This window comes from Massilia sp. HP4 (assembly GCF_005222695.1).
Classification (GTDB): domain Bacteria; phylum Pseudomonadota; class Gammaproteobacteria; order Burkholderiales; family Burkholderiaceae_D; genus Telluria.
Genome location: NZ_STGG01000058.1, coordinates 47228 through 69489, shown reverse-complemented (window position 1 = coordinate 69489; position 22262 = coordinate 47228). Strand labels below are relative to the sequence as shown.

At 63.9% G+C, this 22262-nt stretch carries 23 protein-coding genes; 13 read left to right on the top strand and 10 right to left on the bottom strand.

Annotated elements, in window-relative coordinates; translation table 11 throughout:
- The first annotated feature begins 340 nt into the window (after positions 1-340).
- Complete coding sequence (locus E8M83_RS22600; RefSeq protein ID WP_137175614.1) at positions 341-2998, top strand: DNA topoisomerase III; 2658 nt, start codon at positions 341-343, stop codon at positions 2996-2998.
- Between the two features lie 49 nt (positions 2999-3047).
- A complete protein-coding gene (locus E8M83_RS22595; RefSeq protein ID WP_137175613.1) occupies positions 3048-3473 on the top strand; it encodes a VOC family protein in 426 nt (141 codons plus the stop codon).
- Positions 3474-3560: 87 nt separating this feature from the next.
- Here E8M83_RS22595 and E8M83_RS22590 read toward each other — a convergent pair whose 3' ends face one another.
- Genes E8M83_RS22590 through E8M83_RS22580 form a run of 3 tightly spaced genes read right to left on the bottom strand, consistent with a single transcriptional unit; the run spans position 3561 to position 8287 of the window.
- The gene (locus E8M83_RS22590; RefSeq protein ID WP_137175612.1) at positions 3561-3767 is read right to left on the bottom strand and encodes an addiction module protein; all 207 of its coding nucleotides are present in this window, start codon (positions 3765-3767) and stop codon (positions 3561-3563) included.
- Between the two features lie 42 nt (positions 3768-3809).
- Positions 3810-7391, bottom strand: a complete 3582-nt coding sequence (locus E8M83_RS22585) for a M1 family aminopeptidase (RefSeq protein ID WP_137175611.1) — start codon at positions 7389-7391, stop codon at positions 3810-3812.
- Between the two features lie 2 nt (positions 7392-7393).
- A complete protein-coding gene (locus tag E8M83_RS22580) occupies positions 7394-8287 on the bottom strand; it encodes an ABC transporter ATP-binding protein (RefSeq protein WP_137175610.1) in 894 nt (297 codons plus the stop codon).
- 236 nt (positions 8288-8523) lie between these two features.
- Here E8M83_RS22580 and E8M83_RS22575 point away from each other — a divergent pair, with 236 nt between their 5' ends.
- Together E8M83_RS22575 and coq7 are read left to right on the top strand one after the other, a co-directional pair.
- Complete coding sequence (locus tag E8M83_RS22575) at positions 8524-9024, top strand: hypothetical protein (RefSeq protein ID WP_137175609.1); 501 nt, start codon at positions 8524-8526, stop codon at positions 9022-9024.
- A 34-nt stretch (positions 9025-9058) separates the two neighbouring features.
- Complete coding sequence (coq7, locus tag E8M83_RS22570; protein WP_137175615.1) at positions 9059-9703, top strand: 2-polyprenyl-3-methyl-6-methoxy-1,4-benzoquinone monooxygenase; 645 nt, start codon at positions 9059-9061, stop codon at positions 9701-9703.
- A 37-nt stretch (positions 9704-9740) separates the two neighbouring features.
- On the opposite strand, the gene E8M83_RS22565 is transcribed toward coq7, so the two are convergent.
- The 4 genes from E8M83_RS22565 to E8M83_RS22550 form a co-directional block, all read right to left on the bottom strand.
- Positions 9741-10163 carry an OsmC family protein gene (locus E8M83_RS22565; RefSeq protein WP_137175608.1) on the bottom strand — a complete coding sequence of 141 codons (423 nt, stop codon included), beginning with the start codon at positions 10161-10163 and terminating at the stop codon, positions 9741-9743.
- 91 nt (positions 10164-10254) lie between these two features.
- On the bottom strand, positions 10255-11439 hold the full coding sequence (locus E8M83_RS22560; protein WP_137175607.1) for an ABC transporter permease: 1185 nt from the start codon (positions 11437-11439) through the stop codon (positions 10255-10257).
- Positions 11436-12167 carry an ATP-binding cassette domain-containing protein gene (locus E8M83_RS22555; protein ID WP_137175606.1) on the bottom strand — a complete coding sequence of 244 codons (732 nt, stop codon included), beginning with the start codon at positions 12165-12167 and terminating at the stop codon, positions 11436-11438. Before E8M83_RS22555 ends, E8M83_RS22560 begins: the two co-directional genes overlap by 4 nt.
- A gap of 14 nt (positions 12168-12181) precedes the next feature.
- Entirely contained in the window at positions 12182-13633 is a 1452-nt protein-coding gene (locus tag E8M83_RS22550) for an alpha/beta fold hydrolase (RefSeq protein ID WP_137175605.1), read from the bottom strand.
- A 271-nt stretch (positions 13634-13904) separates the two neighbouring features.
- On the opposite strand from E8M83_RS22550, the gene rplM reads away from it, so the two are divergent.
- The 7 genes from rplM to E8M83_RS22515 all read left to right on the top strand — a co-directional run bounded on the left by rplM (position 13905) and on the right by E8M83_RS22515 (position 17494).
- Positions 13905-14333, top strand: coding sequence for a 50S ribosomal protein L13 (gene rplM, locus E8M83_RS22545; RefSeq protein ID WP_123069984.1), 429 nt, complete (start codon positions 13905-13907; stop codon positions 14331-14333).
- Positions 14334-14342: 9 nt separating this feature from the next.
- Positions 14343-14735, top strand: coding sequence for a 30S ribosomal protein S9 (rpsI, locus tag E8M83_RS22540; protein WP_137175604.1), 393 nt, complete (start codon positions 14343-14345; stop codon positions 14733-14735).
- Positions 14736-14899: 164 nt separating this feature from the next.
- Positions 14900-15937 (top strand): N-acetyl-gamma-glutamyl-phosphate reductase, encoded by a 1038-nt coding sequence (gene argC / locus E8M83_RS22535; protein ID WP_137175603.1) that lies wholly within the window; start codon positions 14900-14902, stop codon positions 15935-15937.
- Between the two features lie 112 nt (positions 15938-16049).
- Positions 16050-16451, top strand: a complete 402-nt coding sequence (locus tag E8M83_RS22530) for a polymer-forming cytoskeletal protein (RefSeq protein ID WP_005667909.1) — start codon at positions 16050-16052, stop codon at positions 16449-16451.
- A 53-nt stretch (positions 16452-16504) separates the two neighbouring features.
- Positions 16505-16873 carry an iron-sulfur cluster insertion protein ErpA gene (gene erpA, locus E8M83_RS22525; RefSeq protein ID WP_137175602.1) on the top strand — a complete coding sequence of 123 codons (369 nt, stop codon included), beginning with the start codon at positions 16505-16507 and terminating at the stop codon, positions 16871-16873.
- Positions 16874-16963: 90 nt separating this feature from the next.
- A complete protein-coding gene (locus tag E8M83_RS22520) occupies positions 16964-17191 on the top strand; it encodes a hypothetical protein (protein ID WP_137175601.1) in 228 nt (75 codons plus the stop codon).
- Positions 17192-17227: 36 nt separating this feature from the next.
- Positions 17228-17494 (top strand): hypothetical protein, encoded by a 267-nt coding sequence (locus E8M83_RS22515; protein ID WP_137175600.1) that lies wholly within the window; start codon positions 17228-17230, stop codon positions 17492-17494.
- Positions 17495-17543: 49 nt separating this feature from the next.
- Here the strand turns inward: E8M83_RS22515 and E8M83_RS26540 are convergent, their stop codons facing one another.
- From E8M83_RS26540 to E8M83_RS22495, 3 genes are all read right to left on the bottom strand, one after another.
- A complete protein-coding gene (locus E8M83_RS26540; RefSeq protein ID WP_206077509.1) occupies positions 17544-17777 on the bottom strand; it encodes a hypothetical protein in 234 nt (77 codons plus the stop codon).
- A 45-nt stretch (positions 17778-17822) separates the two neighbouring features.
- Positions 17823-18920 (bottom strand): anhydro-N-acetylmuramic acid kinase, encoded by a 1098-nt coding sequence (locus E8M83_RS22500; protein ID WP_137175599.1) that lies wholly within the window; start codon positions 18918-18920, stop codon positions 17823-17825.
- An 85-nt stretch (positions 18921-19005) separates the two neighbouring features.
- Complete coding sequence (locus E8M83_RS22495; RefSeq protein WP_137175598.1) at positions 19006-20370, bottom strand: M23 family metallopeptidase; 1365 nt, start codon at positions 20368-20370, stop codon at positions 19006-19008.
- A 148-nt stretch (positions 20371-20518) separates the two neighbouring features.
- Between E8M83_RS22495 and tyrS the strand changes: the two genes are divergently transcribed.
- Both tyrS and dtd read left to right on the top strand, forming a co-directional pair.
- The gene (gene tyrS, locus E8M83_RS22490; RefSeq protein ID WP_137175597.1) at positions 20519-21781 is read left to right on the top strand and encodes a tyrosine--tRNA ligase; all 1263 of its coding nucleotides are present in this window, start codon (positions 20519-20521) and stop codon (positions 21779-21781) included.
- Entirely contained in the window at positions 21778-22236 is a 459-nt protein-coding gene (dtd, locus tag E8M83_RS22485) for a D-aminoacyl-tRNA deacylase (protein WP_137175596.1), read from the top strand. The genes tyrS and dtd overlap by 4 nt, the downstream gene beginning before the upstream one ends.
- Positions 22237-22262 lie beyond the last annotated feature (26 nt).

Genomic DNA, 22262 nt, shown 5'->3' with positions numbered 1-22262 from the left:
TCGTCTTGGCATGCCTCGCCTCACTTAACCTCAACTACTCGAACCGCCCGGTGCGGACCCGCATGCCGGGTGGTGTGGGAGGGGTCAGTCAGCATGCTGACTGCCCCTATCCCGATTTCTTGCGCCCCATTTCTGGGCGGTGAGCCGGCGGCATGCGCCCCGCATTGCACCGTCCTGTAGCGCAAGGTGTACTTGCAGGGAGCGCGATAACCCGCTTATCATTGGCCGCTTCATCCCGACAGTTACCAATCAGACACTATGGCTGGAATTTCACCGGCCCGGCTGCGAGCATGTATGATGCGCAAGCCCACACTATATAGATAGCACGACGAGAAACACTATGACCAAATCCCTCATCATCGCCGAGAAACCGTCGGTCGCGAACGATATCGCGAAGACGCTGGGCGGTTTCACCAAGCACGATGAGTACTTCGAATCGGACGACTACGTCCTCTCGTCCGCCGTCGGCCACCTGCTCGAGATCGCAGTGCCCGAGGAACACGATGTCAAGCGCGGCAAGTGGAGCTTCACCCACCTGCCGATGATCCCGCCTTACTTCGCGCTGAACCCGATCGCCAAGACCGAGTCGCGCCTCAAGGTGCTCAACAAGCTGATCAAGCGCAAGGACGTCACCACCCTGATCAACGCATGTGACGCGGGCCGCGAAGGAGAACTCATCTTCCGCCTGATCGCCCAGAACGCCAAGGCCAAGCAGCCGGTCAAGCGCCTGTGGTTGCAGTCGATGACGGCCAATGCCATCCGCGAGGGCTTCAGTAACCTGCGCACCGACGAAGAGATGCTGCCGCTGGCCGACGCCGCGCGCTGCCGTTCTGAAGCCGATTGGTTGATCGGCATAAATGGCACCCGCGCCATGACCGCCTTCAACTCGAAGGAAGGCGGCTTCTACCTGACGACGGTGGGCCGGGTGCAGACGCCGACCCTGTCGATCGTGGTCGAGCGCGAAGAGAAGATCAAGAAGTTCGTGCCGCGCGACTACTGGGAAGTGCGCGCCGAGTTCGTGTGCGCCGCCGGCGTCTACGAAGGCCGCTGGCTCGACCAGAAATTCAAGAAGGACGAGAACGATCCCGAGAAGCGCGCCGAGCGCCTGTGGAGCAAGGCTGCGGCCGACTCGATCGCCGCCGCCTGCCGCGGCAAGCAGGGCAATGTTACCGAGGAAAGCAAGCCGACCACCTCGATGGCGCCCGGCCTGTTCGACCTGACGTCGCTGCAGCGCGAGGCCAACGGCCGCTTCGGCTTCTCGGCCAAGAACACGCTGGGCCTGGCCCAGGCGTTGTACGAAAAGCACAAGGTGCTGACCTACCCGCGTACCGATTCGCGCCACCTGCCAGAAGACTACATCGCGACCGTCAAGGAAACGCTGGGCTCGCTGGCCGACACCAATAACTACAATCAGTTCGCCAAGCAGATCACCAAGAACGGCTGGGTCAAGCCGAACAAGCGCATCTTCGACAACACCAAGATCTCGGACCACTTCGCCATCATCCCGACCGGCGTGGTGCCCAAGAACCTCTCCGAGCCGGAACAGAAACTGTACGACCTGGTCACGCGCCGCTTCCTGGCCGTGTTCTTCCCGGCCGCCGAGTTCCTGGTCACCACCCGCTTCACCGAAGTCTCGGGCCACCAGTTCAAGACCGAGGGCAAGGTCATGACCAACCCCGGCTGGATGGCGGTCTACGGCAAAGACCTGGGCGACGACAAGGACGGCGCCAACCTGGTGCCGGTGGCCAAGGGCGAGAAGGTCCTGACCGACAAGATCACGGCCAATGGCCTGGTCACCAAGCCGCCTGCACGCTACAACGAAGCGACGCTGCTGTCGGCGATGGAAGGTGCGGGCAAGCTGGTCGACTCCGACGAGCTGCGCGATGCGATGGCCGGCAAGGGCCTGGGCACGCCGGCCACGCGCGCGGCCATCATCGAGGGCTTGCTGACCGAGAAATACCTGCTGCGCGAGGGGCGCGAGCTGATGCCGACCGCGAAAGCGTTCCAGCTGATGACCTTGCTGCGCGGCCTGGGCGTGAACGAACTCACGGCGCCCGAGCTGACCGGCGAATGGGAATACAAGCTGTCCGAGATGGAAAAGGGCAAGATCTCGCGTGAAGAATTCATGCGCGAGATCCAGCAGATGACCCAGATCATCGTCAAGCGCGCCAAGGAATACGACAACGACACGATCCCGGGCGAGTACGCGACCCTCAAGACGCCGTGCCCGAATTGCGCCGGCGTGGTCAAGGAAAACTACCGCCGCTTCGCCTGCACCAAGTGCGAATTCTCGATGAGCAAGACGCCAGGCAGCCGCCAATTCGAGATCGAGGAAGTCGAAGAGCTGTTGCAGAACCGCACCATTGGACCGCTGCAAGGCTTCCGCTCGAAGATGGGCCGTCCGTTCGCCGCCATCCTGCGCATCGTGCGCGACGAAGAGATCAAGAACTTCAAGCTCGAGTTCGACTTTGGCCAGGACGACGAGGGCGAAGAAGGCGAAGGCGTCGACTTCAGCGGCCAGACCCCGGTCGGCCCTTGCCCGAAGTGCAACGGTGGTGTGTACGAGATGCCGCTGGCCTATGTTTGCGAGCACAGCGTGGCCAAGCCGAAGACCTGCGACTTCCGCAGCGGACGCATCATCCTGCAGCAGGAAATCGCACCCGAGCAAATGGCCAAGCTGCTCAACGACGGCAAGACCGACTTGCTGCCCGGCTTCGTGTCGCAACGTACCCGGCGCGCCTTCAAGGCCTTCCTGGTGCGCGGCAAGGACAACAAGATCAGCTTCGAGTTCGAGGAGCGCAAGGCCAAGCCGGGCGCGAAGGCCAAGGCTGCCGATGGTGAAGCCGCTGCCGGGGCCGATGGCGCCGATGGCGCGGCAGCGCCGGTAAAGGCGGCGCGCAAGGCGCCGGCGAAAGCCGCAGCCAAGCCGGCGGCCAAGAAAGCCCCGGCGAAGAAGGCGCCCGCCAAGAAAGCGGCTTCCGCCGCAGCGAAGAAGTAAGCAACAAGCCGGCGCATTTTAGCGCCGGCTTTTTTTTGAGAGGTCGACGATGAAGCCCCGCATTTCCGTCCTGACGATTGCCGTTTCCGACCTCGAGCGCTCGCTGCGCTTTTATCGCGATGGCCTTGGCCTGCCCACCGAGGGCATCGTCGGCCGCGAATTCGAACACGGTGCAGTGGCTTTCTTTGACCTGTCTTCCGGCATGAAGCTGGCCATCTGGGCCCAGGCCGACATCGCCCACGACACGGGACTGGCGCTGGCGCCGCCATCACCGACCTCGTTTACGCTGGGCCACAACGTCGCCCGGCGCGAAGAGGTCGATATGGTCCTGCGCGAGGCCGCGAAGGCCGGCGCGCATATCTTCAAGCCGGCTGCCGACACTTTCTACGGAGGTTATGCTGGCTACTTCCAGGACCCCGACGGCCATGTATGGGAAATCGTCTGGAACCCTGAGCTGTTGCCGACCGATGATTGATCTCAAGAAGACCCAGCCTGGGATTGCCCAATAAAAAACCGCGGCGCGCCGCGGTTTTTTCACTCCAGCATCAGCACTGCACGATGCTTAGTCTTGCCATTCCTTCAGCGCCTGGATCGCCGCTTCGCCGTTGCGAATCGCCTTCACGCGCCGCACCACTTCGTTTTGCCAGGCTTCGTCGGCATCCTGCTCGGGGCCGTCGATATCCTGTAACAGCAGCTGCATGACTTCCTGTTTCTCCGCCGGACTCAGGAGCTTAAGGCGTTCGGCGATTTCCACGACGGCATCGGACATTGCGTTCTCTCCTATAATTTTGCCTTGATCATAGCGCGAGAATTATTGATTGTCGACTGGCAGCATATTGTCATTCGGTTTGCGATCGATCAATTTGTTGTCAGGATCGATGCCGGCGCGGCCCGGCAAGGCATCGACCACCAGGGTCAGTTGCTGTCCGGCCTGGGTCACCAGCCGCCGCTCGCGCGCCAGGGGATTGCCATTGCGATCGTCCACCCCGAACTCGATGTAGTCGTGCAGCGGCATCGGTTGTTCCTCGCCCTGGTCGGTCATCCTGAGCTTGCCGGCGTGGGCGTCGATCGTGACCTCGAACTTGCCGTCCGGCCGGCGGCGCGCGACCGCGCCGGCGGCCCGGTTTTCATAGAACACGACCGATTCGAACAGGTCGTCGATGAGGTAGGCCTTGTCCTTCGGCGCGATCGCGCGCACACCGTCGACCAGGCTGGAGGCGGTCGGGTAGGGCGCGCCCTGGTAGGCATATTGCTGCAGCAGGCCGCGCAGCACGCCGTTGATCGCGTCCTCGCCCAGCATGTCCTGCAACAGGTACATCGCGAGGGCGCCCTTGCGGTAGTGGATGTAGCGCTGCTTGTCGTTGTGCGCCAGCGGCAGTTCCTTGTCCTGTTCCTGGGCGCGGCCCAGCAGGTAGGCATCGAGCTCGTAGCGCAAGAAGCGCCGCATCTTGTCCGGCCCGTAGGCGCGCTTCATCACCATCAGCGCCGTGTATTCCGACAGGCTCTCGGACAGCAGCGTCGAGCCGCGCGTGTCGGCGCCCACCAGCTGGTGGCCCCACCACTGGTGCGCGGTCTCGTGGGCGCTGATGTAGAACGGGTAATCGATGTCCTTGGGCGAGCCGGGATCGACGCGCGCGATGAAGCCGGCGCTTTCCGAGAACGGGATCAGGCCCGGGAAGGCTTGCTTGTCGCGGCCGTAGCGTGGGAACTCGACGATGCGCAGCTCGCGCAGCGGATAGCGCCCGAAGTTGCGCGCGCCGTAGTCCAGGCCGGCCTGGGCGCCGCGGATCATGCGTTCGACATTGAACTCGTGGCCCGGCTGGTAATAGACGTCGATCGTCACGTCCTGCCAGCGGTCGTGGCGCACCTCATAGCGCGCCGACTGGAAGGCGTAGGAGTTCAGCATCGGGCGGTCCATCTTGTAGCGGAAGTGGCGCCGTCCGCCCTCGCTCCATTCGCGCACCAGGGTACCGGGCGCGATCGCGACCTGGTCGAGGCTGGTGCTGACGGTGGCCTCGAAGCCGATCCAGTCGGCGTCGACGCCCAGCGCGTGCCTGGCGCGGCCGGCCTGGTCGTCGCGCGCCGGCAGCGGCGCGCGCGGCGCCAGGTCGTGGCGGCGGCGGTCGCGCGCGTCGTGCAGTTCGTTCGACGGCTGGTAGCCGATGCGCGGCATGACGTCGTTGCCGAAGAAGGTGCCGTTGCCGACCACCGGCGTATCGCTGCCCAGGCCCAGCAGGCCGCGTGGTGCGTAGCCGAGCGTGAAGTCGAGGTCCAGGCGCGCGCCGGGCGCCAGCGGCGTGGCCAGGCGGTAGTGGTAGAAGCCCAGGTCGGGCTCGCGCGCGACGCTCGTTGCCGGCTGCCCGAAGCGGGTCGTGAGCTGCGCGCCGCGCTGCTGGTACAGCACGATGTCGCGGATCGGCGCGCCGCTGCGGTTCTCGAGCACGTAATGGCCCTTGACCTGCAGGGTGCGCTGGTCGGGATGGATGGCGGCGTCGAGCTTCACGTCGACGATGCGCGGCTGCGGCAATGTCGCGAAACGGTGGTAGCGCTTCTCGTACTCGGCGCGCAGCGCTTCGCCCTGGTAGGCGGTCAGGTAGCCGCCGCGCCCGAGTTCCCAGGCCAGGAAGCCACCGGCGCCTGCGAACACGGCCAGTCCCAGGCCGAACCAGCCCAGCACTGCCGGCGTCAGGTTGCGGCGCGCCAGGCGCAGGCGCTCGCGCCAGGCGTCGTCGACGCCGCGCGTCCACAGCACGCGCGCCAGCGCCAGCAGCATCAGCGCCGCGCCGCTCCAGTACAGCAGGTAGAAGCGGTCGCGCAACAGGTGGTGGCCGAAGCCGTTCAGCGCCGAATAGGTCAGGTCGGGCCAGACGCCGTACAGCAGCAGCGGATGGGCCTGGCCGCTGCCGGTCAGGAGGATCGCCGCCACGACCCAGGCGATCATCAGGAAGTTGGCCAGGTATTTATGGTTGACGATCACCTGCGCCGCGATCGCCAGCACCGCGATCAGTGCGTAGTTCGGCAGCATGATGGTAAACAGCGCATGCAGGTAGAGGCCCGGCTCGAGCTGGAAATAACCCTTGAACAGCTGGATCAGCATGCCGGTGACCATGGCCAGCAGCAGCATCAGGGCCTGCAGGCCGACCAGGGCCAGCGTCTTGCCGGCCAGCGGCAGCCAGCTCGGCACCGGCAGCGCATCGATCATCTGGGCCACGCGCATCTCGCGCTCGCGCCAGACCAGTTCGCCCGCATAGAAAATCGTGGTGGCCAGCATGAACAGGCCGAACACCTCGCGGATCAGCTCCAGCATCATATAGGTCACCGGATAGGTGGCGGTGCCGTAGATCGCATCGAGGTCGATCGCGCTGGCGCCCAGGGCCAGCACGGCGGCCGTGGCCAGCGCCACGAAATACACGTTGCGGGTCATCTCGCGCAGCTCGCCCCTGGCCGACTTGAGCAGCAGCAGCGCCAGGCTGCGCGCCGCGAAGTCGGGCGCCGCGCTGGTGTCGCGCGCGGCTTGCGACAGTTCGACCGGCGTCTCGGCCGGCCCCTTGCGGCGAGTACGTGCCTGCACGTCGGCCTCGCCGATGAACTGGAAGCGCCAGTAGCCGAGCAGCAGCACCAGCAGCGCCAGGCCGCACCACAGCAGGCGGTTGACCAGGTACACGTCCTGCAGGTCGACCGGGTTCAGGTTGCGTTCGGCCAGCGGCCAGTATTCCGTCAGCAGGAACAGGGCGGTGGTGCCGAACGGGTCGATCAGCGAGGCCAGGGTCTTGAAATCCAGGTCGCGCGCCAGCGAGGGCGCGACGGTATAGCCGATGGTCATGACCACGCTGGCGACGTAGACCGGCAGCATGCGCCGGGTCAGCGCGGCCAGCACGAAGAAGATCGCGCCGAAGATGAACAGGTTGGGCAGCAGGGTAAACAGGTAGGGCTTGATCCAGGCCGACAGGGGCGCGCCGCCGAGACGGTCGGGCGCGATGCCGGGAATGAAGGTGCCGAGCCACAGGCCCAGCACGATGCTGGAAAAGATCACGGCCAGGGTCGCAAAGGCGCCCAGGAAGCGGCCGAACACGTAGTCGGCCTTCTTCAATGGCGCGCTGAAGAAGAAGTGCTGCATCCCGTGCTCGAAATCCTGCTGCACCGCACGCCCCATCACGGCCGCCGCGACCACCACGCCCAGGCTGCCGAGCAGCGCCACCGAGATCGCGATCTGGCGCGGCGCATCGATCAGGGCCCGGCTGCCGAAGCTGACCGTGATATCGCGGAACACGCCGCCGGCGGCGGCCATCCAGGTCATCCCGAGCGCCAGGAACACGGCGAAATAGACCCAGGTCGAGAGCCGCCGCAAGCGCTGGCTCGCCTCGAAACGGGCGATGACGAACAGGGCGCGCACGGTCAGCAGTCCCCCGCGGCCGGATTGTGGCGGCCGGCGATGGTGGCGAAATAGACGTCTTCCAGGCTGGCGCGGGCCGGCTCGAAGCCGTCGCCCGGGTCGTCCTCGGAGTATACGTGGATCAGGGTGCGGCCGCTAAGCAGGCGCGTCGAGATCACGCTGTAGCGCGACTGGTAAGCCGGCAGCTCGGCCTTGGTGACGAAACGGGCCCAGATGAAGTCCTCGATCCCGTAGATCAGCTCTTGCGGCTCGCCGCACAGCAGCACCTGGCCCTTGTTGATGATCGCCATATTGGCGCACAGGTCGGCCACGTCGGACACGATATGGGTCGACAGCAGCACGGTGCGCTCTTCGCCGATGTCGGACAGCAGGTTATGGAAGCGCACCCGCTCCTGCGGGTCGAGGCCGGCGGTGGGCTCATCGACGATGATCAGGCGCGGGTCGCCCAGCAAGGCCTGGGCGATGCCGAAGCGCTGGCGCATGCCGCCCGAGAAGGTGCCCAGGCGCTGGTCGCGCACTTCCCACAGATTCGTTTGCTGCAACAGGCCGTCGACGACCTCGCGCCGGCGCGCCTTGTGCGACAGCCCTTTCAATTGGGCGAAGTGGTCCAGCAGCTCGAGTGCGCTCACCTTCGGGTAGACGCCGAAATCCTGCGGCAGGTAGCCCAGCAGGCGGCGCACCGCATCCTTTTCGTCGAGGACGTCGATATCGTCCAGGAAGACCGAACCCGAATCGCATTCCTGCAGGGTAGCCAGGATCCGCATCAGGGTCGATTTGCCCGCGCCATTGGGACCGAGCAGCCCGAACATCCCGGCCGGGATGTTGAGCGTGACACGGTCCAGCGCGACCACGCCATTGGCATAGGTCTTGGACAAATTACGGATTTTCAATTGCATGACGACTCCTGGCTGCGACCCCTGCACGTCTTTACGAGGTGCAAAACACTTTTTCACACTGGCATTGTATTCAATCGCCACCGCCGGGGCGGGCGCGGTGCGACACACGGTCCAAACAGGCACCCAGACTGTATTATCCGGTGACAGGATGCATGATGGTTTTCTTTCGATAAATTTCTTGCAATGGTGGGAGGCGCGTGCGGCCCACGCCGTGGCAAAGCATGGATAATGGACATATGGACTCCGTCACCCAAGAAAAGCTCTTGATCCTGATGCGCGAAGGGCGCAGCCGGGCCGAATCGACCGACTGGTTCCGCGTCGCACTGGGACTGGTCTACCTGGCCAGCCTGATGACCAAGGAAACGATCGACTTCAAGACGGTCGACCGCGAATTCAACCGTTTCATCTATCACACGCTCGGCAAGGGCCACGCCATCACCAGCGTGCTGCAGTTCATGAGCGGCGAGAAGGTGATGCCGACGGTGGAATCGGAACGCTTCCTGGATGCCTTCCGGCGCCACTGCCCGGGCGTGCCGCTGGTCTCGGTGCCTTTTTTGCTCGAACTGAACCTGGGCGTGGCCAAGAATATCTCGGGGCTGGAACCCGAAGGCAAGCTGGCCGGGTGGATCGCGCGCAAAAAAAAGGAGCAAGGCGAGGAGCAAGGCGAGGAACAAGGCGAAGAGCACGAGGCGCCGACGGTAGAGGCGCATTCTGGACCACATGCCGAAGGCATATAATGAACGCTTCAGCGACCACCAGATCGAGCACACCATGATTGCGAACCGTTTCATCAGCCCCCTGGACCACCTGATCGTCGGCGTCGACAAGGCCTTGCGCGTCGTCGGCGGCGTGGCGGCGATGTCGCGACCGAACCCGGGCGCGCACGCCATCGACAGCGAATTGAGCGACGCCGAGCGCCGCCACAGCGCAGGCCTGATGCGGGTGAACCACGTGGGCGAGGTATGCGCGCAGGCGCTCTACGATTCGCAGGCCAATTTCGCCCATACGCAAGAAGTGCGCACCCAGTTCGAGCATGCCGCGCGCGAAGAAGAAGACCACCTGGCCTGGTGCGCCCAGCGCCTGGGCGAACTCGGTTCGCAGCCGAGCGTATTGAATCCCCTGTGGTATGCCGGCGCCTATGTGATGGGCAGCGTGGCGGCCCGGATCGGCGATCCGGTCAGCCTGGGCTTCGTGGTCGAGACCGAGCGCCAGGTCGAGGCCCACCTGAACAGCCACCTCGAGCTGCTGCCGCAGCAAGACGCCAAGTCGCGCGCCATCGTCGAGCAGATGCGCGTCGACGAGGTCGCCCACGCCAATGCGGCGCAGGCCGCGGGCGCGGCGTCGCTGCCCTTGCCGGTCAAGGTGGCGATGCGGGCGATGGCCAAGGTGATGACCACCACCGCTTATCGCATCTGATGCACTACGTTGGCGGCGGGCGCCGCCAATCCGGGATTTATACTTCGACGATCTCGAACGAGTGCGTGATCTCGGCCGTCTTGGCCAGCATGATCGACGCCGAGCAGTACTTGTCGTGCGACAGCCTGACCGCGCGCTCCACCACCGTCGGCTTCAGGTTGCGGCCGCTGACGGTGAAGTGGAAGTTAATCTTCGTGAACACCTTGGGATCGGTGTCCGCGCGTTCGGATTTCAGGGTCACCTCGCAGCCGCGCACGTCCTCGCGGCTGCGCTGGAGGATCAGGACCACGTCGTAGGCAGTGCAGCCGCCGGTGCCGACCAGCAGCATCTCCATCGGGCGCGGCGCCAGGTTATGGCCGCCGCCGTCCGGCGCGCCATCCATGGCCACCATGTGACCGCTGCCGGTCTCGGCCCGGAAACTCATGCCCGACGGGCCGTTCCAGCTCACTTTCACTTCCATGCGATTCTCCGTGTTGCTGATGCGTCGATAAGGTCTTCGATTGTACGGCAGCCGCCGCCTTCGCGTGCAAGGCGGCAGCCATGCGATGACCTTATACGCCCAGCACGTACTTCTCGCTCTTCATGCGCCAGCTCGCGAAGGCCACGACCAGCAGCGCCGGAACGAGGGAACACAGGAAGGTCAGCACGAAGGGCGCAGCGCCGATGTCGCCGCTCTTGGCCAGTTCCTTGACCAGGGTCTGGTTCGACAGCATCGGCACCAGGTACATCCACTGCGCGGTCTTGAGTTCCATGAACGAGACCACGAAGCCCGGAATCAGGGGCGCGATCATGACCAGGCTGATCGTGGTCTGCGCTTCCTTGAAGGTCTTGGCGTTCATCGCCAGCGCCACGTACAGGGCCGCCGACAGCAGCGACAGCGGCACGCTGGCCAGGCACACCAGCAGCAGGCCGCCCCAGCCCAGGTTCCACGACATGCCGATTTCTTCCAGCGGCAGCCACTTGAGTACCGCATGGCCCAGCATCAGCACCACGGTGACGCCGACCACGGCCAGGATGCTGGAGGCGAGCCATTTGCCGCCCACCAGCTCCCAGCTGTGCGCCGGCTGCGCCATCAGCACCTCGAGCGAGCGCCGTTCGCGTTCGCCGGCGGTGCTGTCGACGGCCGACGACATATTGAGGATAAAGGCCGGGAAGAACAGGAAGCCGATCAGGCCGCCGATGAACATGGCCGAGCGCGAGGCATTGGTGCCGGTGTCGTAGCGCTGCAGCTGGATCGGCGCCAGCGTGGCCGGCGACACGCCGTGCGCCAGCAGGCGCGCGCTGGCGATGTTATTGCCATAGGCCTGCAGGATCTCGTCCAGCTCGCGCCGCTGCGGGCCGCTTTCGGCCGACGAATCGAACCACATCTCGATCCGTGCCGGGCGCATCGCCTGGTAGTTGTCGGTAAAGTCGTCCGACAGGCGCAGCACCGCCGAGATCTTCTTGCCATGCAGGAGTTCGGCGATGGCTTCCTCGGTCATCGGTCCGGACTCGTTGACCGTCACGTTGCGCTCGCGCAGCTGGGCGACCAGGGTCGGCGCCTTGGCCGCGCCGATCACGGTCAGGTGGATGCCTTCGCGCTCGGTGCGAGTGCTCTTGTCGATCACCTGTTGCAGGGTGAGGCCGATCAGGAAGGGATAGAACAGCACCATCAGCACCAGGAAGCCGAAGGTACGCTTTTCGCGCAGTGTCTCGCGCAGCTCTTTCAAGAATACGACACGGATCTTGGACTTCATGCGATACCTTCCTCGGTGCCGACCAGGCTCACGAAAGCGTCTTCCAGGTCGGCGATGCCGGTGCGCTGGCACAGTTCCTGGGGCGATCCCTGGGCCACGGTATGGCCCTTGGCGATGACGATCACGTCTTCGCACAGGTGGATCACTTCCTGCATCACGTGGGTAGCCATGATCACGCAGCAGCCATCCTCGCGCAGGGCGTTCAATGCGGTGCGCAGGGCGCGCGTGCTCATCACGTCCAGGCCGCGGCTCGGTTCGTCGAGCAGCAGGTGGCGTGGACGGTGCAGCAGGGTGCGCGCCAGCGCCACCTTGATGCGCTGGCCCTGCGAAAAGCCCTTGGTCTGGCGCTCGAGGATGTCGTCCATGCCGAGCAGGTCGGACACCTCGCCGATGCGTGCGCGCAGGCCGGCGCCATCCATGCCGTTCAATTCGCCGAAGTAGTTCAGGTATTCGCGCGTGGTGAGGCGCTCGTACAGCCCGAACTGGTCGGTCAGGAAGCCGATATTGCGGCGCACCGACATCGGGTCCTTTTCGGGATCGACGCCGCCGATCGAGATGGTGCCGTGGTCGCGCTTCAGCAGCCCGACCAGGGTGCGCAGCAGGGTGGTCTTGCCGGCCCCGTTGGGGCCCAGCAGCGCGGTGATCTGGCCGTCGCGCGCGGTGAAGGAAACGCCGCCCAGCGCCTGGACGGCGCCGAACTGCTTGCGTACATCATGGACTTCGATCATGGAGTTTCCGACAGTTAGGGTTGCGGCCCGGCGCTGCCGAGCTGGAAAGTAGGAGCCGGGACCTCGGCCATGCAGGCGGCATCGAGCTTGTCTTGCGGCTTGTCGAGGAAGGCGCGCAGCAGGCGCGGCGCGCAGCCGAGCTGCGAGACGCCGTGGCCGGCATTGGCCACCACCACGTGCTGGGCACGCGCCATCGATTTGGCGGCGGTCTCGGCGCGGTGCGGCGGCGTGACTGGATCGAGCGCACCCGACAGCAGCAGGGCCGGCGCCTCGATGCGTGAAGGCGCCACGTAGGGCACCGCCGGCACCTCGATGTCCTGGCATAGCTTGGGGATCATCTCGGCCAGCGGCTTGGCGATCACGGCGGCATCGGCTTTCATCAGCTCGGGCGTAAAGCGCGGCACGTCTTCGGCGCACACGACGGCGAAGTGCAGCAGCATCGACATGCTGGCGTCGTTGCCGAAGTCGCCGGCCAGGTTCTGGCGCGCGACGAAGGGCTGCCAGCGGCCGCGGCTGGCGCTGTGGATCAGGAACGGCAGGCGGCGCGCATCGGCCGGCGCATACAGGATGTTGTGCACGGTGCCCAGGAAACGCTGCGAGCTCATGGTGAACTCGGTCTGCTCGGCGGTGCGCGGGTTCGGTAGCGACAGGCGCACATCGCCGGCTTCTACCCTGGCGACCAGTGCGTCGAACTCCGCGCGCAGGTTCGGGTAGGCCTTGTTGCAGCCGGCGTCCCTGGCGCAGGCGGCGAACAGGCCGTCGAGCGCGGCCTGGCCGTCGCGGCCGCCGGCCGGGATCACCTGGTCGGGCGCGGCCACGCCGTCCAGCACCAGGCTGCGTACGCTGCCAGGATAGGCGCGCGCATAGGCCTGGCCCAGGCGCGTGCCATACGAGCCGCCCCACAGGTTCACCTGCTGGTAGCCCAGCGCGCGCCGCACCTGTTCGAGGTCGCGCGCGGCGGCCGCCGTGGTGAAGGCGGCCAGCGGCTGCTTGTTGGCGGCGATGCAGGCGCGCAGTTCGGCCATCAGCTGGTCGTCGGTCATGCGCTCGTGTTCGGGTTTGCTCTCGCAATCGAGCTTGCCCGACAGGCCGGTGCCGCGCTGGTCGATGAAGACGATGTCGCGCGTGGCGCGCACGCGCTCGAACGCGGCTTTCAGCAGGAGCAGCACATCGCTGCCGGCCTGGCCGGGGCCGCCCGCCAGCACGAACAGCGGATCGCTGCGCGTGCCCTGGCGATAGGCCGGGGCGACGGTCACGTGCAGTTTGAGGGGCGCTCCCTGCGGCTTGGCGTAGTCGAGCGGCACGTCGACCGTGATACAGCGCAGCGCTTCGACCACGCCGGGCAGGTGGCAGCTGCGTTCGGTCTTGGCTGGGGCCGGCGCATTGGCGGCGGGCTGGGCGCTGGCCAGGCCCGCGGCCAGCAACGGCAGGGACAGGATGGCGGGCAGAATCTTGGATCTCTTCACAACATCTCCTCAGGTTGCAACGATGATAAGTTCGCGCTCTTTCCCCGGTCAACCGATTGTTTCAACAATGCATCAAGGCATGCAGCGTGGGTGGATGCTTTAGCGCAAGATTAGGTCGATGGCGAGATCGATCGCGATCCGGGTTGACGCCGGCGGCGATCGTGCAGTATGATTGCCGGCTTTCCGTTTGCTCAGGAAAGACAATAAGGACGAGTCCGCTGAAGCTTTGTGCGGAACCACCATTTGAGCAATTTTTTCTTTTGGATTAAACATGAAAACTTTTTCCGCTAAGGGCCACGAAGTCCAGCGCGACTGGTTTGTCATCGACGCGACGGACCTGGTCCTCGGACGTGTTGCCAGCGAAGTGGCACTCCGACTGCGCGGCAAGCACAAGCCAGAGTTCACCCCGCACGTTGACACCGGCGATTTCATCGTCGTGATCAACGCCGGCAAACTGCGCGTGACCGGCACCAAGGCCACCGCAAAAACGTACTACCGTCACTCGGGCTACCCAGGCGGTATCTACGAAACCAACTTCCTGAAAATGCAACAGCGTTTCCCAGGTCGCGCACTCGAGAAAGCTGTCAAGGGCATGCTGCCTAAAGGCCCACTCGGCTACGCCATGATCAAGAAGCTGAAAGTGTACGCGGAAGGTTCGCACCCGCACGCTGCTCAGCAACCACAAGCACTGACCCTCTAAGGAACTGACATGATCGGTAACTACAACTACGGCACCGGCCGTCGCAAGAGTGCAGTCGCTCGCGTGTTCATCAAAGCTGGCACCGGCCTGATCATCGTGAACGGTAAGCCTGCATCGGAATACTTCTCGCGTGAAACCGGCCTGATGGTGATCCGTCAGCCGCTGGAACTGACCGGCAACGTCGAACGTTTCGACATCAAGGTCAACGTGCACGGCGGTGGCGAATCGGGCCAGGCTGGCGCCGTCCGTCACGGCATCACCCGCGCACTGATCGACTACGACGCAGGCCTCAAGGGCGACCTGGCACGTGCCGGTTTCGTCACCCGTGACGCCCGTGAAGTCGAGCGTAAGAAAGTTGGTCTGCGCAAAGCACGTCGCGCTAAGCAATTCTCGAAGCGTTAATCGTCTTCTTCAGTGCCTTCGGGCACTGGTTCAGAAAAGCCGTCCACTCCAAGGTGGGCGGCTTTTTTGCTTCTGGGATAGGTAAAACCCTTGGGTCACGAGACTGTTAAAATGCAGCCTCGTCCCGTCCAGGGGCCTTTTTTACCACTAATGAAGGAACAGACATGATTAAAGTTGGCATCGTCGGCGGAACCGGATACACGGGCGTGGAATTGCTGCGGCTGTTGGCCGTTCATCCGGATGTGCAACTGACCGCGATCACCTCGCGCAAGGAAGACGGCCTGCCGGTGGCCGATATGTTCCCTTCGCTGCGCGGCCGCGTCGAACTCGCCTTCTCGAGCCCGGATAAAGCCGACCTGAAGCAGTGCGACGTGGTGTTCTTCGCCACCCCTCACGGCGTGGCGATGGCCCAGGCGCCCGAGCTGCTGGCAGCCGGCGTCAAGGTGATCGACCTGGCGGCCGATTTCCGCATCAAGGATCGCGCAGTCTTCGAAAAATGGTACAAGATCGAGCACACCGCCCCCGATTTGCTCGAAGAGGCCGTGTATGGCCTGCCAGAACTGAATCGCGACGCTATCCGCGGTGCGCGCCTGATCGCCAACCCGGGCTGCTACCCGACCACGATGCAGCTGGGTTTCTATCCGCTGCTGAAAGCCGGCCTGGTCGATGCCGGCAGCCTGATCGCCGACTGCAAGTCGGGCGTGTCCGGCGCCGGCCGCAAGGCCGAGATCGGTACCCTGTTCTCGGAATCGAGCGACAACTTCAAGGCCTATGGCGTGCATGGCCACCGCCATACCCCGGAAACCTCGGCCCAGCTGGCGCGCTACACCGACCAGAAGGTCGGCCTGGTCTTCACCCCGCACCTGGTGCCGATGATCCGTGGCATGCACGCGACCCTGTACGCGCGCCTGACGAAGGAGATCGACAACGCCGCCCTGCAAGCATTGTTTGAAGAGCAATACAAGGACAGCGAATTCGTCGACGTCATGCCGTTCGGCGCACACCCAGAGACGCGCTCGACCCGCGGCTCGAACATGCTGCGCCTGGCGCTGCACCGTCCGGAAGGGACCGATATGGTCGTGATCCTGGTGGTGCAGGACAATCTGGTCAAAGGCGCATCGGGCCAGGCCGTGCAGTGCATGAACCTGATGTTCGGCCTGGACGAGAACAAGGGCCTGCAACAGATCGCGCTGTTGCCATAAGCATTGCGCTTGATCTGCGACCCGACGCAGATCAAAGCGAGCACCTTTGAGCCGGGTAAATTGACTGTTGGACACGTTCATATGAACAGTCAATCTTCCTCAGAGGTGCGCCATGTTCGGTCGACAAGTGAAAAGCGAGATAGACAGCCTGGTCGGGATCTCGGCCCGCATCGAGGGCGACCTGTGCTTCACCGGCGGGCTGCGCATCGATGGCGAAGTCCACGGCAATGTGGTGGCCGTGGATGGCGCCGACAGCATGCTGATCGTCTCGGAGCATGCGCGCATCGAAGGCGAGGTGCGCTGCGCCAGCCTGGTGGTCAATGGTTACATCGCCGGCGCCGTTTATTCGTCGGAACTCCTTGAATTACAGCCAAAAGGCCGCATTAATGGGGATGTACACTACCGTCTGCTCGAGATGCATGGCGGAGCCTTAGTCACCGGCAAACTCACCCATCAGCCCGCCAGCGAGCCGGTGTTTCATCTAGCCGACGCTGTGGAAGGGTCGGCAGCATGAGTTGCGCCAACCGTCTATAATGGTCGGTGTTTGATTTATTCAGGAGCTTTCCCATGACCGCAGTCGCCGAAGTAGTAGATTTCGACACGATTCCCGTACCAATCAACTTCACCGATAGCGCTGCCCAGAAAGTTGCTCAGCTGATCGACGAAGAAGGCAACCCCGACCTCAAGCTGCGCGTGTTCGTGCAGGGCGGCGGTTGCTCGGGCTTCCAATATGGTTTCACCTTCGACGAGATCGTCAATGAAGACGATACGACGATGGAAAAGAACGGCGTCCAGCTGTTGATCGACTCGATGAGCTACCAATACCTGGTCGGCGCCGAGATCGACTACAAGGACGACCTCGAAGGCGCCCAGTTCGTGATCAAGAACCCGAACGCCACCTCGACCTGCGGCTGCGGTTCGTCGTTCTCGGCGTAATCGTTGCCAGCTTGTCCAGGCCCACGGCCTGGATCGTCAGCGGCCCGCTCCTGCGGGCCGTTTGTATTTATTTCCAACAAAGAGATCGCCATGACCGTATTTGCCATGCCCGTGTTCGACGCCACCGTCATCTATGAGGGCAAGGAATTGTTCAAGGGGCAGGGAGCCGCCAAGGGCTGGGCCGAGAAGTTGGCCAAGGAAATCGAAAGCCCCGTCACGGTGGAGAAAATCGGCACCGGCTGGGCCTTGTGCGGCGAAGTCGATGGCGTCCAGTGCCAATGGGGCATCCTCGGACAGCGGCTCAAGCGTTTCGACTGATTTTCGCAACATACTAATCCAACAACAAGGCAAGACATGGACAAGACCAACCTGGCAAAATACGATGCCAAGAAGCTGATGAACAAGATGGGTCCCAAGGGCGCCGTCATCGGCAAGGCGGGAGATGCCGCAGTGCCAGACCGCCGCGAACAACGCGAGCGCGAGCGCGCACTGGGCCTGGTGCCGTTCGCCGTCAAGCTCAACGGCGACTTGGTCAAGCAGTTGCAGGCGCAGAGCAAGGAGCGGGGCGTCGACCTGAACGAGCTGGTGGCGCAGTTGCTGCAAAAAGGCCTGGCTGGCTGAGCGGGCACGTCCTGTTGATCGACGGCCCGCGCATGCGGGCCGCGTGCGTTTACTTGGCCTGGAATCTCGGGCTGTTCGCGAATAGTTCGGCAGTCCATTCGATAAAGACACGTACCTTGGCCGCCTGGTGCCGGTTCTGCAGACCACGCTGATCGGCAGTGCCGCCGTGTTCCATTCGGGTAGCACCACCGTCGCCTTCGACAGTTGCATCAATTCGGGCGCGCGTAAAACCGCCGGCATCGACGACTTGCACGAATACCTCGATGGCGAGCAGCTTATTCATTCACGACACTCATGTACGACACCATCTGGCGACACTGCATGCTGCTCATGCCGGATACAGCGCGCCGAGGATGCGCGGGCCGCGCGCGCCCGTGACGGCTGGCAGGTTGCCTGGCTCGCGCTGCATGAAACGCCAGCCCAGCCAGGCGAAGGCAAGCGCCTCGACCCGGTTCGGCGCCACGCCCAGGACCTCCGTCGATTCCACTTCCACGTCGCCGAGTTCGGCTCCGATGGCGCGCAGCAGGGCGCCGTTATAGGCACCGCCGCCGCAGACATACACCGCATCCGGCGTCACGCCTTCGTCGACGATTGCGCGCGCGATCGTGACCGCCGTCAATTGCACCAGGGTCGCCTGGACATCGGCCGGGGCCACGGCGCCGAATGGCGCGAGCTTGGCATCGAGCCATGGCGCGTGGAACAGGTCGCGGCCAGTGCTCTTGGGCGCCGGCTGGCGGAAATACGGTTCGTCGAGCAGCGCGTCCAGCAGCGCAGGGTCGATCTTGCCGCTGGCGCCCCAGGCGCCATCCTCGTCGTAGGCGCGGCCCTGGTGGCGCGCGATCCACAGGTCGAGCAGGACATTGCCGGGGCCGGTATCGAAGCCGGTCACGCGGCCGTCGCCGTGCAGCACGCTGATATTGCCGATGCCCCCGATATTGACCACCACGCGCGCGGTGCCCGGCTTGCCGAAGGCGGCCTCGTGGAAGGCCGGCACCAGCGGCGCGCCCTGGCCGCCGGCGGCGATGTCGCGGCTGCGGAAGTCGGCGATCACATCGATGCCAGTCAGTTCGGCCAGCAGGGCCGGATTATTGGTCTGGCGCGTAAAACCCAGCTCGGGGCGGTGGCGGATGGTCTGGCCGTGGACGGCGACCGCGGTCACCGGCGCCGGGCAGGAGGGCAGCAGTGAGCGCACGCAATCGGCATACACCAGGGCCAGGCCGTTGGCCGCCAGCGCCTCGCGCTCGAGTTCGTTATGGCTTGCGGCTTGCAGCGCCATCAATTCGTCGCGCAGCGCGGCGGGAAAAGGTGTGAAGGCGGCCGACAGGCTGCGGACGGCGCCATTGCTGAAGTCGGCCAGTACGCCGTCGACACCGTCGAGGCTGGTGCCGGACATCAGTCCGATGAAAAGGGAAGGGGTCTCGGTCATTGTTGTGGTGGTATCAGGCATACAAAACAAAACGCCCCCTGGCATCGAAATGCGAGAGGGCGTTCTAGATATGGAGCGCTGCGGCTTAGCGGGCTGCCATCGACGAGCCGCTTGGCGCCATCAGCGAGAAGCGGTGGTTCATCTCGGCGGCTGCCATGCGGAAGCGTGCCAGTTCGGACTGGTTCAGCGGTTGCTGGGCCAGCGACTTGAACTTGTTCGGGTCCTTGGCCACGCCTGCAACGCGGAATTCATAGTGCAGGTGCGGGCCGGTCGACCAGCCGGTCGAGCCGACGTAGCCGATCACCTGGCCCTGGCTGATCTTGCTGCCCTTGCGCATGCCTGGAGCGATACGGCTCATGTGGGCGTAGGCGGTGCTGTAGTTCGACCAGTGTTTCAGGACGACCATATTGCCATAGCCATTACCGTTGCCGGCGAAGTCGACGGTGGCGTCGGCCACGGCGCGGATCGGGGTGCCGGTAGCGGCAGCGAAGTCGACGCCTTTATGGGCCTTGAACTTGCCCGAGATCGGGTGCACGCGCATCGAGAAGCCCGACGAGACGCGCGAGTATTGCAGCGGCGACTTGAGGAAGGCTTTCTTGAGCGACTTGCCGTCGAGGGAGTAATAGCCGCCCTGCTTGGAGACCGGATCTTCGTACCAGACCGACTGGTAGCTGGTGCCGCGGTTGACGAACTCGCCAGCCAGGATGCGGCCGGTCTTGATCTGCTCGCCGTCGAGCCAGAAGGTCTCGTACACGACATTGAAACGGTCGCCGCGCTTGACGTCGCTGCGGAAGTCGATATTGGTCGAGAACATCTCGATGATCTGGCCAACGATCGAATCCGGGATGCTGCCGCCGTCGACATTGGCGTCGGTGGCAGCGTACAGCGAGCTGGTGATTTCGCGCGAACGCATTTCGACGCGACGCTCGAGCTTGGCCGGCGCTTCGAGGGCGACGAATTCCTCGCCCTTGCGCTCGACGCTGATCGTACGTGCTTCGCCGCTCTTGCCATCGGTAACAGTGGCGCGCATCGACAGCAGCAGGCCGTTCTCGTCGGTCTCGGCCTGGATGCGCTTGCCGGTCTGGAGCGACAGCAGGCGTTTGGCGAGTTTGTCGGAACGAACAAACTTTTGTGCCTGCGCATCTTCGATGCCAAGGCGGGTGAAGAGCGAACCGAGCGAATCGCCGCGGCGAATACGTTCTTCGTGGATGAATTGCTGCTCGTCTTGCTGGAGTGCGGCGATCTGGTCGGCCAGGTTCGGCAGTTCCAGGTCTTGCGCAACAGAGGTGACGGGCAGGTCGGAAGGATCGGGAGCGATCGGGGCTACACCCACGGCGCCGAAGGCGCACACGCTGAGGAAGACGGCGCCGGCGCTCAGGACGCGGGCTTTGCGGGTCTTCGGCACTAGCGCTAGCAGGCTTTTACCAGTGATTTTCTGTATAGGGTTCATGCAATCAGTTAAAATTTGCGGCTGAACTTTCAAGGGCCATGTCCAACGTTTCCGAAAAAGTTTTCTCTAGGAAACGAAAACAGGATCGTGAATTATACCAAAAGATGTGGTCCTACAACCGTTTTAGCCAATTTCCTACACGAATTTTATGACTTCAAATGCAGCCGGCGATGGTGCCTCGGCAACTTCCAATAAACCTTTGCCACTAAGTGATAAGGTTCTTGAATCCCTTGCCATCGCCAAGCGCGGCGTCGATGAGTTATTGATCGAAAGCGACTTCGCTCAAAAACTGGCGCGGTCGGAACAAACCGGCAAGCCATTGCGCATCAAGCTAGGCTTGGACCCAACGGCGCCAGACTTGCATCTTGGACACACTGTCGTGCTGAATAAGTTGCGTCAGTTACAAGATCTTGGTCACCAGGTCATTTTCTTGATCGGCGACTTTACGTCGATGATTGGCGACCCGTCGGGCCGCAACGCCACCCGCCCGCCGCTGACCCGCGAGCAGGTCGAGGAAAACGCGATGACGTATTTCCGCCAGGCCTCGCTGGTGCTGGACGCCAGCCGCACGGAAATTCGCTACAACTCGGAATGGTGCGACCCATTGGGTGCGCGCGGCATGATCCAGCTCGCCTCGCGCTACACCGTGGCACGCATGATGGAGCGCGACGACTTCACCAAGCGCTACAAGAGTGGGACTCCGATCGCCGTGCATGAGTTCCTGTATCCGCTGATGCAGGGCTACGATTCGGTCGCTTTGCAGTCAGACCTTGAGCTGGGTGGAACGGACCAGAAATTCAACTTGCTGGTTGGCCGCGAGCTGCAGAAGGACTACGGCCAGGAGCCGCAGTGCATCCTGACCATGCCGTTGCTGGAAGGCCTGGATGGCGTCGACAAGATGTCCAAGTCCAAGAATAACTATATTGGCATCACCGAAGCCCCGAACAGCATGTTCGGCAAGCTGATGAGCATCTCGGACGAGATGATGTGGAAGTATTTCAATCTGCTGTCCTTCCGCTCCCTCGACGATATCGCCCAATTGAAGGCGACCATCGATGGCGGCGCCAACCCGCGCGATGCGAAGGTGGCGCTGGGCAAGGAGATCGTTACCCGCTTCCACTCGGCCCAGGCGGCCGACGATGCGCTGGCCGACTTCGTCAACCGCTCCAAGGGCGGCATTCCGGACGATGTGCCTGGGGTTTCGCTGTCCGGCGCGCCGCTGGGCCTGCCGCAACTGCTGAAGGCGGCCGGCCTGTGCGCCTCGACCTCGGAAGCCATGCGCATGGTCGACCAGGGCGGCGTGCGTATCGACGGCGCCGTGGTCAGCGACAAGGGCCTGCAAGTGGCCGCCGGCACCGTGGTGGTGCAGGTCGGCAAGCGCAAGTTCGCCCGCGTGACGTTGACGGCATGATCGGTCTGCTGCAGCGCGTGAGCGAGGCGGCAGTGCGCGTCGACGGCCAGACCGTCGGCGCGATCGGCCCCGGCCTGATGGTGCTGGTGTGCGCCGAAAAGGGCGATACCGAGCGCGAAGCCGACCTGCTGCTGACCAAATTGCTGGGCTACCGCGTGTTCTCGGACGAGGCCGGCAAGATGAACCGCAGCGTGGCCGACACCAAGGGTGGCCTGCTGCTGGTGCCGCAGTTCACCCTGGCGGCTGACACCAGATCGGGTACGCGCCCCTCGTTTTCGCCGGCCGCCGCGCCGGAAGACGGGCGGCGCCTGTTCGACGGTGTCGTGCGCCAGGCGCGCGAACGCCATGGCATTGTCGAGACCGGCGTGTTTGGTGCTGACATGAAGGTGTCGCTCATCAACGATGGCCCGGTCACATTCTGGCTGCGGTTTGATCCTGTCGGGGCGGCGCGCTGAAACCCGCGCCTCGCGCCACGGTCCAA

What these genes read in the sequence shown, in the direction of transcription:
- E8M83_RS22600 (WP_137175614.1), top strand. Translation starts at nt 341, where the DNA reads ATGACCAAATCCCTCATCATCGCCGAGAAACCGTCGGTCGCGAACGAT.
- E8M83_RS22595 (WP_137175613.1), top strand. Translation starts at nt 3,048, where the DNA reads ATGAAGCCCCGCATTTCCGTCCTGACGATTGCCGTTTCCGACCTCGAG.
- E8M83_RS22590 (WP_137175612.1), bottom strand. Translation starts at nt 3,767, where the DNA reads ATGTCCGATGCCGTCGTGGAAATCGCCGAACGCCTTAAGCTCCTGAGT.
- E8M83_RS22580 (WP_137175610.1), bottom strand. Translation starts at nt 8,287, where the DNA reads ATGCAATTGAAAATCCGTAATTTGTCCAAGACCTATGCCAATGGCGTG.
- E8M83_RS22575 (WP_137175609.1), top strand. Translation starts at nt 8,524, where the DNA reads ATGGACTCCGTCACCCAAGAAAAGCTCTTGATCCTGATGCGCGAAGGG.
- coq7 (WP_137175615.1), top strand. Translation starts at nt 9,059, where the DNA reads ATGATTGCGAACCGTTTCATCAGCCCCCTGGACCACCTGATCGTCGGC.
- E8M83_RS22565 (WP_137175608.1), bottom strand. Translation starts at nt 10,163, where the DNA reads ATGGAAGTGAAAGTGAGCTGGAACGGCCCGTCGGGCATGAGTTTCCGG.
- E8M83_RS22560 (WP_137175607.1), bottom strand. Translation starts at nt 11,439, where the DNA reads ATGAAGTCCAAGATCCGTGTCGTATTCTTGAAAGAGCTGCGCGAGACA.
- E8M83_RS22555 (WP_137175606.1), bottom strand. Translation starts at nt 12,167, where the DNA reads ATGATCGAAGTCCATGATGTACGCAAGCAGTTCGGCGCCGTCCAGGCG.
- rplM (WP_123069984.1), top strand. Translation starts at nt 13,905, where the DNA reads ATGAAAACTTTTTCCGCTAAGGGCCACGAAGTCCAGCGCGACTGGTTT.
- rpsI (WP_137175604.1), top strand. Translation starts at nt 14,343, where the DNA reads ATGATCGGTAACTACAACTACGGCACCGGCCGTCGCAAGAGTGCAGTC.
- argC (WP_137175603.1), top strand. Translation starts at nt 14,900, where the DNA reads ATGATTAAAGTTGGCATCGTCGGCGGAACCGGATACACGGGCGTGGAA.
- E8M83_RS22530 (WP_005667909.1), top strand. Translation starts at nt 16,050, where the DNA reads ATGTTCGGTCGACAAGTGAAAAGCGAGATAGACAGCCTGGTCGGGATC.
- erpA (WP_137175602.1), top strand. Translation starts at nt 16,505, where the DNA reads ATGACCGCAGTCGCCGAAGTAGTAGATTTCGACACGATTCCCGTACCA.
- E8M83_RS22520 (WP_137175601.1), top strand. Translation starts at nt 16,964, where the DNA reads ATGACCGTATTTGCCATGCCCGTGTTCGACGCCACCGTCATCTATGAG.
- E8M83_RS22515 (WP_137175600.1), top strand. Translation starts at nt 17,228, where the DNA reads ATGGACAAGACCAACCTGGCAAAATACGATGCCAAGAAGCTGATGAAC.
- E8M83_RS26540 (WP_206077509.1), bottom strand. Translation starts at nt 17,777, where the DNA reads ATGAATAAGCTGCTCGCCATCGAGGTATTCGTGCAAGTCGTCGATGCC.
- E8M83_RS22500 (WP_137175599.1), bottom strand. Translation starts at nt 18,920, where the DNA reads ATGACCGAGACCCCTTCCCTTTTCATCGGACTGATGTCCGGCACCAGC.
- E8M83_RS22495 (WP_137175598.1), bottom strand. Translation starts at nt 20,370, where the DNA reads ATGAACCCTATACAGAAAATCACTGGTAAAAGCCTGCTAGCGCTAGTG.
- tyrS (WP_137175597.1), top strand. Translation starts at nt 20,519, where the DNA reads ATGACTTCAAATGCAGCCGGCGATGGTGCCTCGGCAACTTCCAATAAA.
- dtd (WP_137175596.1), top strand. Translation starts at nt 21,778, where the DNA reads ATGATCGGTCTGCTGCAGCGCGTGAGCGAGGCGGCAGTGCGCGTCGAC.